The sequence below is a fragment of the Epibacterium sp. ABZ3_068 genome (assembly GCF_056159265.1).
Genome location: NZ_JBSWUV010000001.1, coordinates 588,008 through 601,668, shown reverse-complemented (window position 1 = coordinate 601,668; position 13,661 = coordinate 588,008). Strand labels below are relative to the sequence as shown.

16 protein-coding genes are annotated in these 13,661 nt (G+C 57.7%); 14 read left to right on the top strand and 2 right to left on the bottom strand.

All coding sequences use genetic code 11. The features are described 5' to 3' along the window. Nucleotides 1–64 precede the first annotated feature (64 nt). From ACXAEW_RS02810 to ACXAEW_RS02745, 14 genes are all read left to right on the top strand, one after another. Nucleotides 65–871, top strand: coding sequence for an ABC transporter permease (locus ACXAEW_RS02810; protein WP_474939868.1), 807 nt, complete (start codon nucleotides 65–67; stop codon nucleotides 869–871). After that, entirely contained in the window at nucleotides 868–1,677 is an 810-nt protein-coding gene (locus ACXAEW_RS02805) for an ABC transporter permease (protein ID WP_474939867.1), read from the top strand. Before ACXAEW_RS02810 ends, ACXAEW_RS02805 begins: the two co-directional genes overlap by 4 nt. A gap of 17 nt (nucleotides 1,678–1,694) precedes the next feature. Then, the gene (gene speB, locus ACXAEW_RS02800) at nucleotides 1,695–2,687 is read left to right on the top strand and encodes an agmatinase (protein WP_474939866.1); all 993 of its coding nucleotides are present in this window, start codon (nucleotides 1,695–1,697) and stop codon (nucleotides 2,685–2,687) included. Nucleotides 2,688–2,726: 39 nt separating this feature from the next. Next, nucleotides 2,727–3,488 carry a class II aldolase/adducin family protein gene (locus ACXAEW_RS02795; protein ID WP_474939865.1) on the top strand — a complete coding sequence of 254 codons (762 nt, stop codon included), beginning with the start codon at nucleotides 2,727–2,729 and terminating at the stop codon, nucleotides 3,486–3,488. 210 nt (nucleotides 3,489–3,698) lie between these two features. Further along, on the top strand, nucleotides 3,699–4,373 hold the full coding sequence (locus ACXAEW_RS02790) for a phosphatidylserine decarboxylase (RefSeq protein ID WP_474939864.1): 675 nt from the start codon (nucleotides 3,699–3,701) through the stop codon (nucleotides 4,371–4,373). Nucleotides 4,374–4,385: 12 nt separating this feature from the next. Next, entirely contained in the window at nucleotides 4,386–5,129 is a 744-nt protein-coding gene (gene pssA / locus ACXAEW_RS02785; protein WP_474939863.1) for a CDP-diacylglycerol--serine O-phosphatidyltransferase, read from the top strand. Between the two features lie 9 nt (nucleotides 5,130–5,138). After that, nucleotides 5,139–5,759 (top strand): class I SAM-dependent methyltransferase, encoded by a 621-nt coding sequence (locus ACXAEW_RS02780; RefSeq protein ID WP_474939862.1) that lies wholly within the window; start codon nucleotides 5,139–5,141, stop codon nucleotides 5,757–5,759. Between the two features lie 398 nt (nucleotides 5,760–6,157). Then, nucleotides 6,158–7,531, top strand: coding sequence for an aminotransferase class III-fold pyridoxal phosphate-dependent enzyme (locus tag ACXAEW_RS02775; protein WP_474939861.1), 1,374 nt, complete (start codon nucleotides 6,158–6,160; stop codon nucleotides 7,529–7,531). 11 nt (nucleotides 7,532–7,542) lie between these two features. Continuing rightward, nucleotides 7,543–8,727, top strand: a complete 1,185-nt coding sequence (locus ACXAEW_RS02770; protein WP_474939860.1) for a M24 family metallopeptidase — start codon at nucleotides 7,543–7,545, stop codon at nucleotides 8,725–8,727. A gap of 7 nt (nucleotides 8,728–8,734) precedes the next feature. Continuing rightward, nucleotides 8,735–9,883 carry an acetylornithine deacetylase gene (gene argE, locus ACXAEW_RS02765; protein ID WP_474939859.1) on the top strand — a complete coding sequence of 383 codons (1,149 nt, stop codon included), beginning with the start codon at nucleotides 8,735–8,737 and terminating at the stop codon, nucleotides 9,881–9,883. Nucleotides 9,884–10,253: 370 nt separating this feature from the next. Beyond that, nucleotides 10,254–10,628 (top strand): 50S ribosomal protein L19, encoded by a 375-nt coding sequence (rplS, locus tag ACXAEW_RS02760; RefSeq protein WP_474939858.1) that lies wholly within the window; start codon nucleotides 10,254–10,256, stop codon nucleotides 10,626–10,628. A gap of 11 nt (nucleotides 10,629–10,639) precedes the next feature. After that, a complete protein-coding gene (gene rpmE / locus ACXAEW_RS02755; RefSeq protein ID WP_474939857.1) occupies nucleotides 10,640–10,861 on the top strand; it encodes a 50S ribosomal protein L31 in 222 nt (73 codons plus the stop codon). A gap of 190 nt (nucleotides 10,862–11,051) precedes the next feature. Continuing rightward, entirely contained in the window at nucleotides 11,052–11,861 is an 810-nt protein-coding gene (locus tag ACXAEW_RS02750) for a division plane positioning ATPase MipZ (protein ID WP_474939856.1), read from the top strand. A 171-nt stretch (nucleotides 11,862–12,032) separates the two neighbouring features. Next, a complete protein-coding gene (locus ACXAEW_RS02745; RefSeq protein WP_474939855.1) occupies nucleotides 12,033–12,224 on the top strand; it encodes a hypothetical protein in 192 nt (63 codons plus the stop codon). Nucleotides 12,225–12,238: 14 nt separating this feature from the next. On the opposite strand, the gene nqrM is transcribed toward ACXAEW_RS02745, so the two are convergent. Then, complete coding sequence (nqrM, locus tag ACXAEW_RS02740) at nucleotides 12,239–12,481, bottom strand: (Na+)-NQR maturation NqrM (protein ID WP_474939854.1); 243 nt, start codon at nucleotides 12,479–12,481, stop codon at nucleotides 12,239–12,241. 23 nt (nucleotides 12,482–12,504) lie between these two features. Further along, nucleotides 12,505–13,428, bottom strand: coding sequence for an FAD:protein FMN transferase (locus ACXAEW_RS02735; protein WP_474939853.1), 924 nt, complete (start codon nucleotides 13,426–13,428; stop codon nucleotides 12,505–12,507). Between the last annotated feature and the right edge of the window lie 233 nt (nucleotides 13,429–13,661).

Here is a 13,661-nt window from a genome sequence, read left to right as displayed (position 1 = left end):
CAATGACACATCCCGCCCCAAAGACCGGCTTTGGGGCGGGTTTGAACGAATGCCCTCATAAATGATGACCCGCTTTCTCCTTCTTTCGCCATTGATGCTGTTCCTTGGGATCGCCTATCTGATCCCGCTTAGCGGCGTCATGATTCAAAGCCTCACAACCCCGCAACCCGGTCTGCAGAACTATGAACAGGCCCTGGGGGACCCGATGGTCTGGGGGGTCATCTGGCGGACCTTGCGGATCTGCCTATATGTGACGGTTCTGTCTGTGGTGCTGGCCTATCCGCTGACCCTCCTGTGGTTGCGCGGGGGCAGGGTGACCCGGGTCCTGGTCGAGCTGGCCATCATGGTGCCGTTCTGGCTGTCTGTCCTCAGTCGGGCCTTTGGCTGGCTGTCGCTTTTGTCGAACCGGGGTCTGATCAACAGCTGGCTCCAGGGAGCGGGTCTCATATCTGAACCCCTGACACTGGTGCGAACCGAACTGGGCGTCGTCATCGGCATGGTACACTTCCTGATCCCCTTTGCCGTTTTTCCGCTGGCCAGCGCCATGCGTGCGGTGGATGATCGGGTGATCCTTGCCGCCCGCGGCATGGGCGCAAGCCCGTTGCGGATCTTCTGGCAGATCTTTGTCCCGATGACTAAAAGCGGCATCATCGGCGCGGGCCTTCTGGTGTTTGTCTTTGCGCTTGGGTTCTACATCCTGCCGACGCTTCTGGGCGGCGGGCGTAGCGTGATGATTGCCGAACTGATCTATCTGCGTATTTTCCAGATCCCCAACTGGGGGCTTGCGGCCGCACTTTCGGCGCTGCTGATGATGTCGATCGGGGCGTTCCTGGTGACGCTGATCAAACGAGCGGGAGTATCATCGCAATGAAAGGTCTGCGCCCCGGTTTCTGGACCACGCTTATTGGCGGTTTTGCAGCGGTTTTTCTGCTGTTGCCACTGCTTGCGGTGATCCCGGTCAGTTTCACATCAAAACGGTACCTCAGCCTGCCCAAGGACAGCTGGTCCTTCCGCCATTATGAGGCGCTGCTGAACAAGCCGGAATGGGCGGACAGCCTCTTGTTGTCGGCGCAGGTCGGAGTCGTTGCCGCACTCCTGTCGACCCTCCTGGCAACGGCATTCTGCCTTGGTCTGTGGATGATGCGGCCAAAATTCGGCGGCCTGCTGGCCGGGCTTGCCCTTTTGCCCATGGTTGCGCCGCCGGTGGTGTCCGCACTCACGCTCTACTTCTTCCTGCGCTCTGTCAGCAGATGGAATAGCTGGATCGTTTATGACGGCTGGCTTGGGGTGGCGGTGGCCCATACTGTGATGGTGGTGCCCTATGCGGTGGTGATCATCATGGTCGCGCTGTCACAGGTTGATCGCAAAATTGATCTGGCGGCACGGTCCATGGGCGCATCCGCCTGGACCCGCATTCATGCGGTGATCTTGCCCAATATCCGGTTTGGCATGTTCTCTGCCTTCCTGCTGAGCTTTGTCCTGTCCTGGGATGAGATCGGCGTCACTTTGTTTATCACTTCGATTAAGGCGATCACATTGCCGCGCCGCATGTGGATGGGGCTGCGCGACAATGTCGACCCGGCTGTGGCAGCCCTGTCTGTCGTCCTGATCGTGGTGGTGTCTCTCGTCATTCTTGGTCGGCTTCTCTGGCAAAGCCGCGCTGCCCGGAACCCATAATCAGTTGAGATTTGGCAATGAATATTTCCTTAAAAAAGCCGTTCAATCAGCCCCTTGGTGGCAACGCAATGCCGCGGTCTGGTGGCCCTTCCACCATGATGCGCCTGCCCACACAGGAGACAGCCGCGGGGCTTGATGCATGTTTTGTTGGCATCCCGATGGATATCGGCACCTCCAACCGTCCCGGCACGCGTTTGGGCCCGCGCCAGATCCGAGACGAAAGCCGCATGATCCGCCCCTATAATATGGCCACCGGAGCGGCACCGTTTGAACATCTTCAGGTGGCCGATATCGGGGATGTGCCGATCAACCTCTTCGATCTGAAGAAGTCGGTCGACATTATCACCGCATTTTACAAGGACGTGCTGAGCCATGGGGCAACGCCTTTGACCCTTGGCGGCGATCATACGCTGACCTGGCCGATCCTGCGGGCCATTGCCGAAAAACACGGCCCTGTTGCGCTGATCCATGTGGATGCGCATTCCGATACCAATGCCGATATGTTCGGCGAGACCGTGGCCCACGGCTGTCCCTTCCGACGTGCCCACGAAGACGGGCTTCTGGACAATGACAAAGTGTTCCAGATCGGCCTGCGCGGCACCGGCTATGCGGCTGACGACTTCGATTGGGGACGCGCGCAGGGGTGGACCTGCATACAGGCCGAAGAGTGCTGGCACAAATCCCTCACACCGCTGATGAAGATCATCCGGGACCGGATTGGCGATACGCCGGTGTACCTCAGTTATGATATCGACAGTCTGGATCCTGCCTTCGCGCCGGGCACGGGCACGGTTGAGGTGGGTGGTTTGACAACGCTTCAGGGGCTCGAAATCATTCGCGGATGTGCCGGGTTGAACCTTGTGGGGGCAGATCTTGTGGAAGTCTCTCCGCCCTTTGATTCAGTTGGTAATACGGCAATGATCGCCGCAGACTACCTGTTTGAAATGCTGTGTGCCCTTCCCGGCGTGCCGCAGACCCGCGGCACTGTAAAACCGCAAATTGAGTTCTGAGGACACTGGCGTCCCGAACAGCCCCGATTGGATAAGATAATGGAACAGACCAACCGCCCCGAAGGTATGAGTGTTCAGGAGTGGGATGCGCGCGTGAATTTGGCCGCGGCCTACCGCCTTGCAGCCCATTTCCGGCTCACCGATTTGATCTATACCCATATCACCGCCCGTGTTCCCGGCGAAGAGGGGCATTTTCTGATCAACCCCTACGGTCTGCGCTGGGAAGAGATCACGGCCTCCAATCTGGTGAAGGTCGATGTGGAGGGCAACAAGGTTGCGCCCTCAGTGTTCAACGTGAATCCAGCCGGTTTTACAATCCACTCGGCCATTCACCGCAGCAGCCACAAAGCCGCCTGGATCATGCATACCCATTCGCGCGCGGGGGTCTCTGTCTCAACCATGGAAGACGGGCTGTTGCCGCTGAACCAGATTGCGCTGCAGTTCTATAACCGCATCTCCTATCACGATTACGAAGGCATTGCGCTGGATCTGTCAGAGCGAGAGCGGATTGTGGCCAGCCTGGGCAGCAATCAGGCGCTGGTTCTGCGCAATCACGGGCTTCTTACAACAGGGGCTACTGCCGGGCAGATGTTCAATAACATGTTCTATCTTGAACGGGCCTGCGAGATACAGGTGGCAACACTGTCCATGGGCCAGCCGCTTCGCATCGTCCCCGACGCTTTGGCCAAACATGTGGCATCGCAATATGACACTCCCATGGGAGAGGATGACGACATAGAGCTCGAATGGGCCGCGCATCTGCGCCTTCTGGCGGACATCCACCCGGATTATCTGACCTAGCACCACCAGGGTCCGACCTGCCCAGGTCCGCCCCATCTCCGACCGTAAAGCCAACCGTATAGGAAGGGGCAACAGGCGTCCTGTGCGGTTACGTCATCCTGTGGTGGAAAGCCTGTCAATAGGCGCACGCATCGCGAATATGTCATCAGGCTTGCGTTCAGCATTAATCCTCTTATGTACGTATCCAGGATTAACCAAGGAATAACCACGATGCGAATGCGCGATACGTTTATCAAACCAATGCACCCGGAAGGGATCAAGTTTGTCGCGATTTTCGCCGCTATCACGGTTGGTTTCTTCTTGCTGTCCAATATCTTGGGCTGGATCGGCGTTGGCCTGACGGTCTGGTGTTACTATTTCTTCCGCGACCCGGAACGTGTGCCACCCACCCGCGAGGGGCTGATTGTCAGCCCGGCAGATGGCATTGTCTCCCTGATCGAAAAAGCTGTCCCCCCAGAAGAGCTGGGCATGCCCGATGCCCCCCTGACACGGGTCAGCGTCTTTATGAGCGTGTTCAACTGTCACGTGAACCGCACACCCATCCAGGGTGAGATCACCGCTGTTGCCTATCGTCCGGGCAAATTCTTCAATGCCTCTTTGGACAAAGCCAGCGCGGACAATGAACGCAACAGCCTGCGTATCAAAATGCCCAATGGTCAGGATCTGGCGGTTGTGCAGATCGCCGGTCTTGTGGCCCGCCGGATCGTCTGCTTTGTAAAACCCGGTGACCAGATGCAGACCGCAGAACGTTTTGGCCTGATCCGCTTTGGCTCGCGGCTGGATGTCTATTTGCCGGACGGCATCGACCCGATGGTCAGCGTCGGACAGACAATGATCGCTGGCGAAACGGTTCTGGCAGAGCTGAACAGCCCGGAACAAGGGTAAACAGTCAGGCCCATGGTGGACCCAACCGATAAAAAAGAAAAGCTCGCGCTTATTCAGCTCCTGCCCAACGTACTGACAATAACCGCGATCTGTGCGGGTTTGTCAGCCATCCGTTTTGGCGTGCAGGGGCAATTTATGATTGCTGTGCAACTTGTTATGTTTGCCGGGGTTCTGGATGGGCTGGACGGGCGCATTGCCCGCCTTCTGGGCAGCGACAGCAAGCTGGGGGCAGAGCTTGACTCACTTGCAGATGTGCTGAACTTCGGTGTGGCTCCGCCGCTGATACTCTATTTCTGGGGGCTCCAACATATCCCGAACGCTGCCTGGATTGCCGCGCTGATCTATGCGGTCTGCTGTGTCATGCGGCTGGCGCGGTTCAATGTCGGGAACAAAAACGAAGACTCCGGCCAGGATCCCGCCTATTTCGAAGGCGTTCCCTCTCCGGCAGGAGCGCTGCTGCTCTTGTTGCCGATGTATTTCTCCTTTGCCTTCCCGGACGCGCCGCAATTGCCTGGGTTTGGCATCTGTATATATATGGTTTTTATCGGTCTTTTGCTGATCAGCACAATTCCGACCTGGTCGTTCAAGACCACCAAAATTTCCCGTGGGAACGTTAAGTACTTTCTGGTTGCTGTCGCCTTCGCAGGGACGGCTGTTCTGACCTACGCTTGGTTTTCGCTGATTGTGCTTTGTCTTGGCTATGTGGCGATGGTCATCTGGGCGTGGTTTGCAAAGGAATTTCACACAAAACGATAAGGACCCGACATGGATATCAAAGCCGTGCAATCTTCCTATGCGCGCTGGGCACCCGTCTATGACAAGACGTTTGGTGCGGTTACAAATGCTGGCAGGCGACGTGCTGTAAGCTATATCAACAAACGAGGCGGACACGTCCTCGAAGTTGGCGTAGGCACCGGGCTTTCCTTGGAGCACTACAGCCCCAAGATGCAGGTCACCGGCATCGATTTCAGCGAGGAAATGCTTCAGAAAGCCATCGGCAAAGTGCGATCCCTCGGGCTGAGCCACGTCAAAGAGCTGCGGCAGATGGACGCCCGGTCACTGGATTTCCCGGACAATAGCTTTGACACCATTGCAGCGATGCACATGTTGTCGGTGGTGCCAGAGCCGGAAAGAGTGATGTCCGAAATTGCGCGGGTCTGTCGCCCGGGTGGTCAGGTGGTGATTACCAATCATTTTGAACAAAAACGCGGTTTTCTTGCCTCGTTGGAGCGGCTGTGCGCGCCGTTTGCCAATACCCTTGGCTGGCATTCCGACTTCCGGATGGAAACTGTGCTTCAGGAAGACGATCTGACCCTCGAAGAACAACGTGCGCTACCGCCGCTTGGGATGATGACCTTTCTGGTGCTCGAAAAGAAACGGCGCTGATCCTACCCTTGGCTGACTTAAACTGACGGCACTGCTGCGCCCAACCAGCGCCGGTGCTGTATATACGCCATAGCTGCGCCGTGCCCGCAGCCCGCGTCTTTCCCGCTCCAAAAGTGCGCGTGATCAAAAAACGCGCGCCGTGCGGTGCGCTGGTACCTTTGTGAAGCGGTCATTCGCAGTCTTTCCAAACATTTCTGTTGCGCGTTTTGGTCGATGTGTGCTCACGTTGAATAACCTTGGCAATAAAGGCATTGCGCGCTGCTGTCGGGGTGAGCGGAGCCAGTCTGCTCGAAATGAACCCCGGGCCTGATTGCTGGCCGCATATCGGGTTCACTGCGTGCAACCGGCTCTTTTCATGTTTAGCAGGCGGCGCGCCGCTGACTTCGGAAAGATGAGCCATGCTTCACAATGACCAACTCGCCCAATGGGATCGCGACAGTTTTTTCCACCCTTCAACTCATCTGGCGGAATTTGCCCGCGGAAACCTGCCGCATCGTGTGGTCACCGGCGGCAGCGGATGCCATATCGAGGACCGGGATGGCAATCGGCTTCTGGATGCTTTTGCAGGACTTTACTGTGTGAACGTCGGCTATGGACGGGCCGAGATCGCCGAGGCAATAGCCGAACAGGCAAAGGAGCTGGCATATTACCACTCATATGTCGGGCATGGCACAGAGGCTTCAATCACCCTTGCAAAAATGATCCTCGACCGGGCACCGGATCATATGTCCAAGGTCTATTTTGGCCTATCGGGATCAGATGCCAATGAAACCAACATCAAGCTGGTCTGGTATTACAACAACATCCTTGGTCGGCCTGAAAAGAAAAAGATCATCTCGCGCTGGCGGGGCTATCACGGTTCGGGGCTGATGACCGGATCGCTGACGGGCCTGGAGCTGTTTCACAACACATTCGACCTGCCGCTGGCGCAGGTGGTGCATACCGAGGCCCCATATTATTTCCGCCGCTCGGATCTGGATCAAAGCGAAGCGGAGTTTGTGGCGCATTGCGTGGCTGAACTGGAAGCGCTGATTGCCCGCGAGGGCGCGGATACCATTGCCGCCTTTATTGGTGAGCCGGTATTGGGAACCGGTGGCATCGTGCCGCCGCCTGCGGGCTACTGGCCCGCCATACAGGACGTGCTGGAGAAACACGACATCCTGTTGGTCGCCGATGAGGTTGTTACCGGCTTTGGCCGCCTGGGCAGCATGTTTGGTTCTGATCACTACGAGATGCACCCGGACCTGGTCACCATCGCCAAAGGGCTGACCTCGGCCTATGCGCCCTTGTCGGGTACAATTGTGTCGGAAAAGATGTGGCGGGTTTTGGAGCAGGGCACCGATGAAAACGGTCCGATCGGCCACGGCTGGACCTATTCCGCCCACCCCATCGGCGCGGCAGCCGGGGTGGCAAACCTCAACCTGCTGGATCAGCTGAACCTGGTGGAAAACGCGGGGGGCATCGGCGCTTATCTCAACAAAACACTGGCCGACGCTTTGGGCGATCATCCCCATGTCGGAGAGGTGCGCGGTGAAGGCCTGCTATGTGCGGTGGAGTTTGTCGCCGACAAGGACAACCGCAGCTTCTTTGACGCAGGCGAGAAGGTCGGGCCACGTTTGGCTGCAACACTGCTGGAGCAGGACAACATAATCGCCCGTGCCATGCCACAGGGGGATATTCTGGGATTTGCCCCTCCATTCTGCTTGACCCGGGCCGAGGCTGATCAGATCGTTGACGCGACCACACGCGCCGTCACAACGGTTCTGGGATAACGGGGGCACAGATGACACAGGCAAACGCAGCCTTTTCCCAACAGGAATATGATCGCCGTATCAGCAAGACACGCACCGCAATGGCGGCTGCGGGGCTTGATGCGATCTTTGTCACCGACCCGTCCAACCAGGCCTGGCTTACAGGCTATGACGGCTGGTCCTTCTATGTGCATCAGGGGGTCATCCTGACCCTTTCGGGAGAACCGATCTGGTGGGGGCGTCACATGGATATGATGGGCGGGCGACGCACCTGCTGGATGGATCACAGCAATATCCTCGGCTACGGGGATCACTACATCCAATCTACCGAAATCCACCCGATGCAGGATCTGGCCCAGCAGCTGAAAGCGCGCGGGCTGGAGCAGGCACGCATCGGTGTCGAGATGGAGAATTATTACTATTCGGCCAAGGCCCATGCCGTCCTGCTGGAAAATCTTCCCCAGGCGGAGTTGTGTGATGCAACCGCCTTGGTCAACTGGCAACGCCTGATCAAATCAAAAGATGAGATCGCCTTTATGCGCAAGGCAGCCCGGATCACCGACAAGGTGATCCAAACCGCTCTGGAACGGGCTGCTCCGGGTGTGCGTAAAAACGATCTGGTGGCCGACATCATGCAGGCCGGTATGACCGGCGTTGACGACGACTGGGGGGATTACCCGGCCATTGTTCCGCTGACGCCATCGGGGCTGGATGCCACAGCGGCACATCTGACCTGGGACGGTACGCCCATGCGGGCCGCAGAGGCGACGTTCTTTGAGCTGTCCGGCTGCTATCGCCGCTATCACGCGCCCCAGTCCCGTACGGTTTTTCTGGGCACCCCGCCCGATGATATGCTGCGTGCCGAAGAGGCGCAGCTCGCCGGGATCGAGGCGGGCCTGACAGCCGCACGTGCAGGCAACCGGACCTGTGACATTGCAAATGCCTTTATGGATGTCCTGGCGCGCTATGGGATCGAGCGGTCGGGGCGTATGGGCTATCCGGTCGGGCTCAGCTACCCGCCGGATTGGGGGGAACGGACTGCCTCTCTTCGCGACAGCGATACCACAGTGCTGGAGCCGGGGATGGTCTTCCACTTCATGCCCGCACTCTGGATGGAGAGCTGGGGGCTGGAGACCACCGAAACCATCCTGATCCGCGCCGATGGCGCTGCAGAGCCTCTCTGCTCCACTGAACGTAAACTGTTTATCAAGGATTAAGACGGCCATGCTGGACGAGGCCAAGCGTATTCTGGCGGACCTGATCGCCTTTCCAACCGTGTCCGCCGACAGTAACCTCGATATGGTGGCCTATATGGCGCGCCTGCTGGAACGCTGTGGGGCCCGGGTGGAGATCCTGCCGGATGCCACCGGGACCAAGGCCAACCTCTTTGCCACTTTGGGTCCGGATGCAGAGGGTGGGCTGATGCTGTCGGGGCATTGTGATGTGGTTCCGGTGGCCGAGCAGCCCTGGACATCAGATCCGTTCCAGATGGTTGAACGGGATGGGCGTCTTTATGGGCGCGGCAGCTGCGATATGAAGGGGTTCCTGGCCGCAACCCTTGCGATGGCCCCCAGGTTCGCCGACAGCGTCCGGGACCGTCCGGTTCATTTCGCCTTTACCCATGACGAAGAGGTCGGCTGCATTGGTGCGGGCCATCTGGCCGAAACGCTGCGCGAACGCGGGATCAGACCTGCCATGGCCCTTGTGGGGGAGCCGACCAATATGGCCCTGATTGAAGGGCACAAGGGCTGCTTTGAATATACGACCCGGTTTCATGGTCTCGAAGGGCACAGTTCGACGCCGGAGCTTGGCGTGAATGCCGCCGAATACGCCGCCCGCTTTGTGACCCGGCTCGTAGAGCTGCGCGAAGATCTGAAGCCGCGGGCCCCGTCCGACAGCCGTTTTGATCCGCCCTGGTCCACGTTGAATATCGGCACTCTCCACGGGGGCACGGCCCATAACGTCATCGCCCCCTTTGCCGAGGTCGCCTGGGAAACGCGACCGGTCCAGCCCGAGGACGCGGAATTCATCACGGCTGCGATCTCATCCTACTGCGATACGGTTCTGCTGCCCGCCATGCAGGCTGTTCATCCAGAGGCCCGGATCGAAACCGAGGTGATCGGCGAAGCCGCCAGTTTCCTCCCCCAAAGCCGCAACGCGGCTCGGGATCTGTTGGCTGAACTGACCGGTGCCAACGCAGCCGGGGTTGTGCCTTTCGGGACCGAGGCCGGGATCTTTCAGGCTCTCGGCATGGACGTCATTATTTGTGGCCCCGGCAGTATCGAACAGGCTCATAGGGCGGATGAGTTTATCTCGGTCGATCAGCTTTCACGTTGCCTCACGGTTCTGGCGGGCCTGTGTAAGGCCCTGTGACGACCATCCGGGAAACGACGGGGCATTGACCCTCTTCTGTTAACTATTCTTGACAAATCGTGCCTCCACCGTGCGCCCCACAGGCAACCGTTTCGCTGCGAAACCACCTTGCAAACTTGGGGTTTTCAGCCTATGAACCGCCCATCCGGCGCTCGTGTTTGAGTCGCGCGGATCTTTTTGCATTTATACGTTTGGTTTCTTTCGACCGAAGCGGAGTGCAGAAAGCCAAGATCAAAAGAATGTCGGATCATCTCTGGCGGGCGTGGTTTCGGTGCGAAACGGAAATCAGCGGACCCGGTGAAAGCGCAGAGCTCTGGGACGAGAAATCACCTTCGTGGACAAAACCACGAGCAAAATAGGAGAAGGTCAGATGGATCTGATCGCACAGCTGGAGGCGGAACAAGTTGCCGCCCTGGGGAAAGACATCCCCGATTTCAAAGCCGGTGACACCATTCGCGTCGGCTACAAGGTGACCGAAGGTTCGCGTTCGCGCGTCCAGAACTACGAAGGCGTCTGCATCAGCCGTAAAAACGGTTCGGGCATTGCCGGTTCGTTCACCGTTCGTAAGATTTCCTTTGGTGAAGGCGTTGAGCGTGTGTTCCCGCTGCACTCCACCAATATCGACAGCATCACCGTTGTCCGCCGCGGTCGCGTTCGTCGCGCGAAACTGTACTACCTGCGCACCCGCCGCGGTAAATCGGCACGTATTGCTGAAGACAGCAACTACAAGCCCAAAAAAGCCTAAGGAGTGGTTCAATGAAAGCCGATACACATCCCGACTACCACTTGATCAACGTCAAAATGACCGATGGCACCATCGTCAAAATGAAGTCGACCTGGGGCAAAGAAGGCGACCAGCTGGCGCTGGATATTGACCCTTCCGCACACCCGGCATGGACCGGTGGTAACACCCGTCTGATGGACGCAGGTGGCCGCGTATCCAAGTTCAAAAAGAAATACGAAGGTCTGGGCTTCTAATCCCAACTTTTCGAGGTTTCGTACCGAAACGCCGTTCCTTTTGGGGCGGCGTTTTTCTTTTTGGCCACGCTTTCCCCGCGTTTACCATTAAACCTATGGAGAAAGAGTGCTGAATCTTTCCCTTTGATTGCGGACAAGCTATAGTCTGTGGAAACTAGCTTTCTGCAATATCTGGGGTAACGGGGCAGACATGGCACATATCATCGTTGTGGGGAACGAAAAGGGCGGTGCTGGGAAATCCACAGTGTCCATGCATGTGGCGACAACTTTGGCGCGAACGGGCCATTCGGTTGCTGTGCTGGACATGGACCTGCGACAGCGTTCGTTGGGGCGGTATCTGGAAAACCGCAAAGCCTTTATCGAGGAGACAGGAATTGAGCTCCCGATCATTGAGCTGACAGAGCTGCCGGAGATCGACGAAAGCACTCTTGGCCCGAATGAGAACATCTATGATCACCGTTTGTCGGCGGCGATTGCGGATCTGGAGCCGCGGGTTGATTTTATCCTGATTGATTGTCCGGGGTCTCATACAAGGTTGAGCCAGGTTGCGCATTCTTTGGCGGATACGCTGATCACGCCGCTTAACGACAGCTTTGTTGATTTCGACCTTCTGGCGCGCACGGATCAGAAGGGTGAAAAGATTCTGGGCCCGTCGGTTTATTCCGAGATGGTCTGGAACGCCCGTCAGCTGCGCTCGCAGGCAGGGTTGAAGCCGATTGACTGGATTGTGATCCGCAACCGTGTCGGCACGCAGCGGATGGTCAACAAGGAAAAGATGGAGCGTGCGGTCAAGATGCTGTCCAAGCGCATCGGTTTCCGCGTTGCGCCGGGCTTCTCGGAACGGGTGATTTTCCGCGAGCTTTTCCCGCGCGGGCTGACGCTTCTGGACCTGAAGGACATTGGTGTCAAACAGATGAACATCTCGAATATCGCCGCCCGTCAGGAGCTGCGTGACATGATCAAAGCCTTGGAGCTGCCAGGGGTCCAGGCTGACATCTGATGGGCCGGTCCTATCTGAAAACAGGTTGACCGCCAAAGCGGGCTTGCCTGAGGAACGGGCGGGGCAGGGGTTGCCCCGTCTTTCAAAACTGCTAGACACTCCATTCCAAGGTTGACGGTGCAGAGGCCCCGTCAGCGGCGCGGTGCTGATCGGATAGAAAGGGCAGCCAACATGAACTTTTCGGATCTGGCCCTTGACCCAACCGTTGCAACCTTGCTGTTCTGCGTGACATGTCTGGCGGGTTATCAATACCGTCGGGTCTGGAAGGCCGAAGGTCCCAGGTATCTTTATTGGATATATGGGGTTTTGGCCGCCGTTGGCCTGATGATCCTGGGGTTTATCCCGCTGGATCTGGCAGGCTAACGACGGAAACCAAATTAGGCTTCGGACTCGAGACCCGCACGCTCAAGCATCTTTTTGGCGCGCGGGCATTCCAGACGTTCGCGCAGGGGCGAGTCCGGGTCGATTTCCTTTTTGCAGACCAAACACTGGTCTGCGTCACCAATGGCATTCAGGCCGCCGCAGCTTCCTTTGATCCTCTTGTTCATGAGGATCACGCCAAGTGCCATACCAAGCATTACCAACAAAAACAGAGAGAATGTGAACAGGAAGGTGGTCATTGCGGCGTCCTTGCTGGGTTGGATTACGCGGTCAGCGCCTTGAATGCGTCGCTTGCGTAGGTCTTGAATTGCAGGCTGGCAACGCTTTCGTCACGATCCGCAAACTGGACCGCAATTCCGTGTTGCGCTGCAACCTCAAGACCCCGTTCACGGCCGAGGATCAGCATCGCCGTGGACCATGCATCCGCCAGCATCGCATTGTCCGCCAGTACGGTTGCCGAAGCGGTTTTGTGATCAACCGGGCGGCCGGTGATCGGGTCGATCAGATGCGAATAACGCTGCCCGTCCACTTCGAAATAGTTGCGGTAGTCGCCCGAGGACGCAAGGCCCATGCCGGAGACGCCAACAACACCCATCACGCCACGATCGTGGGCGTTGGGGGTTTCGATACCAATCTGCCAGGGCAGACCGTCGGGGTTGTGGCCCGCCGCATAAAGGTCGCCGCCGATTTCAACCAGATAGTCGTTGATACCCAGAGCTTCGAGCGCGCGACCCACGTGGTCAGCGCCATAGCCTTTGCCAATTGCCGCCAGATAGATCTGCGTGTCGGACTGGGTTTTCTGAACGGTGCCAGAGCCAAGCGAGAGCGTATTGCCGTGGCCGGATTTGGCCTGCGCATCCGCAATGGCTTCGTCGCTGGGCATGTCCTGCGCGCCCGGAGCGCCAAAGCCCCAGAGCTCGATCAGCGGGCCGACGGTTGTGTCAAATCGGCCACCGCTTGCGAGGTTGACCTGAGATGCCGCATCCATCACCTGCGCCAGCTCGGGCGAGAGAGAAGAGACAGTGCCTGTTTTTGCAGCATTGATTCGCGAAATCTCGGACGTGTTGTCCCAGTTCGACATGCTTGCGTTAACACTGGCCAGAGCCCTGGAAACAGCGGTTTGCACCTCGGATTTCTGCAAGGTGTTAGAGTGGTCAACCGCTACGATATTGTAAGTGGTGCCCATGGTTTGACCATTAAGATCAATTACTTGCTTGCTAGAGCGGCAGGCAGCAAATGCCAGGGGCATCAAAAGGAAAGATCGGCGGGAAAACGACATCAAAGAGGTCATGACGTGCCCTTTTTTTTCACGAGTTCGCGGTTTGATGGGGAAAAATGCGGATTTCTTCAACCTCTTTCTGGTCATTTCCCCAAAAAACCTCTAGCAGGGCGCCGAGGTAGCGGGGCGCCAGCCGAAAC

What these genes read in the sequence shown, in the direction of transcription:
- ACXAEW_RS02805 (WP_474939867.1), top strand. Translation starts at nt 868, where the DNA reads ATGAAAGGTCTGCGCCCCGGTTTCTGGACCACGCTTATTGGCGGTTTT.
- ACXAEW_RS02745 (WP_474939855.1), top strand. Translation starts at nt 12,033, where the DNA reads ATGAACTTTTCGGATCTGGCCCTTGACCCAACCGTTGCAACCTTGCTG.
- pssA (WP_474939863.1), top strand. Translation starts at nt 4,386, where the DNA reads ATGGTGGACCCAACCGATAAAAAAGAAAAGCTCGCGCTTATTCAGCTC.
- ACXAEW_RS02810 (WP_474939868.1), top strand. Translation starts at nt 65, where the DNA reads ATGACCCGCTTTCTCCTTCTTTCGCCATTGATGCTGTTCCTTGGGATC.
- ACXAEW_RS02795 (WP_474939865.1), top strand. Translation starts at nt 2,727, where the DNA reads ATGGAACAGACCAACCGCCCCGAAGGTATGAGTGTTCAGGAGTGGGAT.
- nqrM (WP_474939854.1), bottom strand. Translation starts at nt 12,481, where the DNA reads ATGACCACCTTCCTGTTCACATTCTCTCTGTTTTTGTTGGTAATGCTT.
- argE (WP_474939859.1), top strand. Translation starts at nt 8,735, where the DNA reads ATGCTGGACGAGGCCAAGCGTATTCTGGCGGACCTGATCGCCTTTCCA.
- speB (WP_474939866.1), top strand. Translation starts at nt 1,695, where the DNA reads ATGAATATTTCCTTAAAAAAGCCGTTCAATCAGCCCCTTGGTGGCAAC.
- ACXAEW_RS02770 (WP_474939860.1), top strand. Translation starts at nt 7,543, where the DNA reads ATGACACAGGCAAACGCAGCCTTTTCCCAACAGGAATATGATCGCCGT.
- ACXAEW_RS02780 (WP_474939862.1), top strand. Translation starts at nt 5,139, where the DNA reads ATGGATATCAAAGCCGTGCAATCTTCCTATGCGCGCTGGGCACCCGTC.
- ACXAEW_RS02775 (WP_474939861.1), top strand. Translation starts at nt 6,158, where the DNA reads ATGCTTCACAATGACCAACTCGCCCAATGGGATCGCGACAGTTTTTTC.
- ACXAEW_RS02750 (WP_474939856.1), top strand. Translation starts at nt 11,052, where the DNA reads ATGGCACATATCATCGTTGTGGGGAACGAAAAGGGCGGTGCTGGGAAA.
- rpmE (WP_474939857.1), top strand. Translation starts at nt 10,640, where the DNA reads ATGAAAGCCGATACACATCCCGACTACCACTTGATCAACGTCAAAATG.
- ACXAEW_RS02790 (WP_474939864.1), top strand. Translation starts at nt 3,699, where the DNA reads ATGCGAATGCGCGATACGTTTATCAAACCAATGCACCCGGAAGGGATC.
- rplS (WP_474939858.1), top strand. Translation starts at nt 10,254, where the DNA reads ATGGATCTGATCGCACAGCTGGAGGCGGAACAAGTTGCCGCCCTGGGG.
- ACXAEW_RS02735 (WP_474939853.1), bottom strand. Translation starts at nt 13,428, where the DNA reads ATGGGCACCACTTACAATATCGTAGCGGTTGACCACTCTAACACCTTG.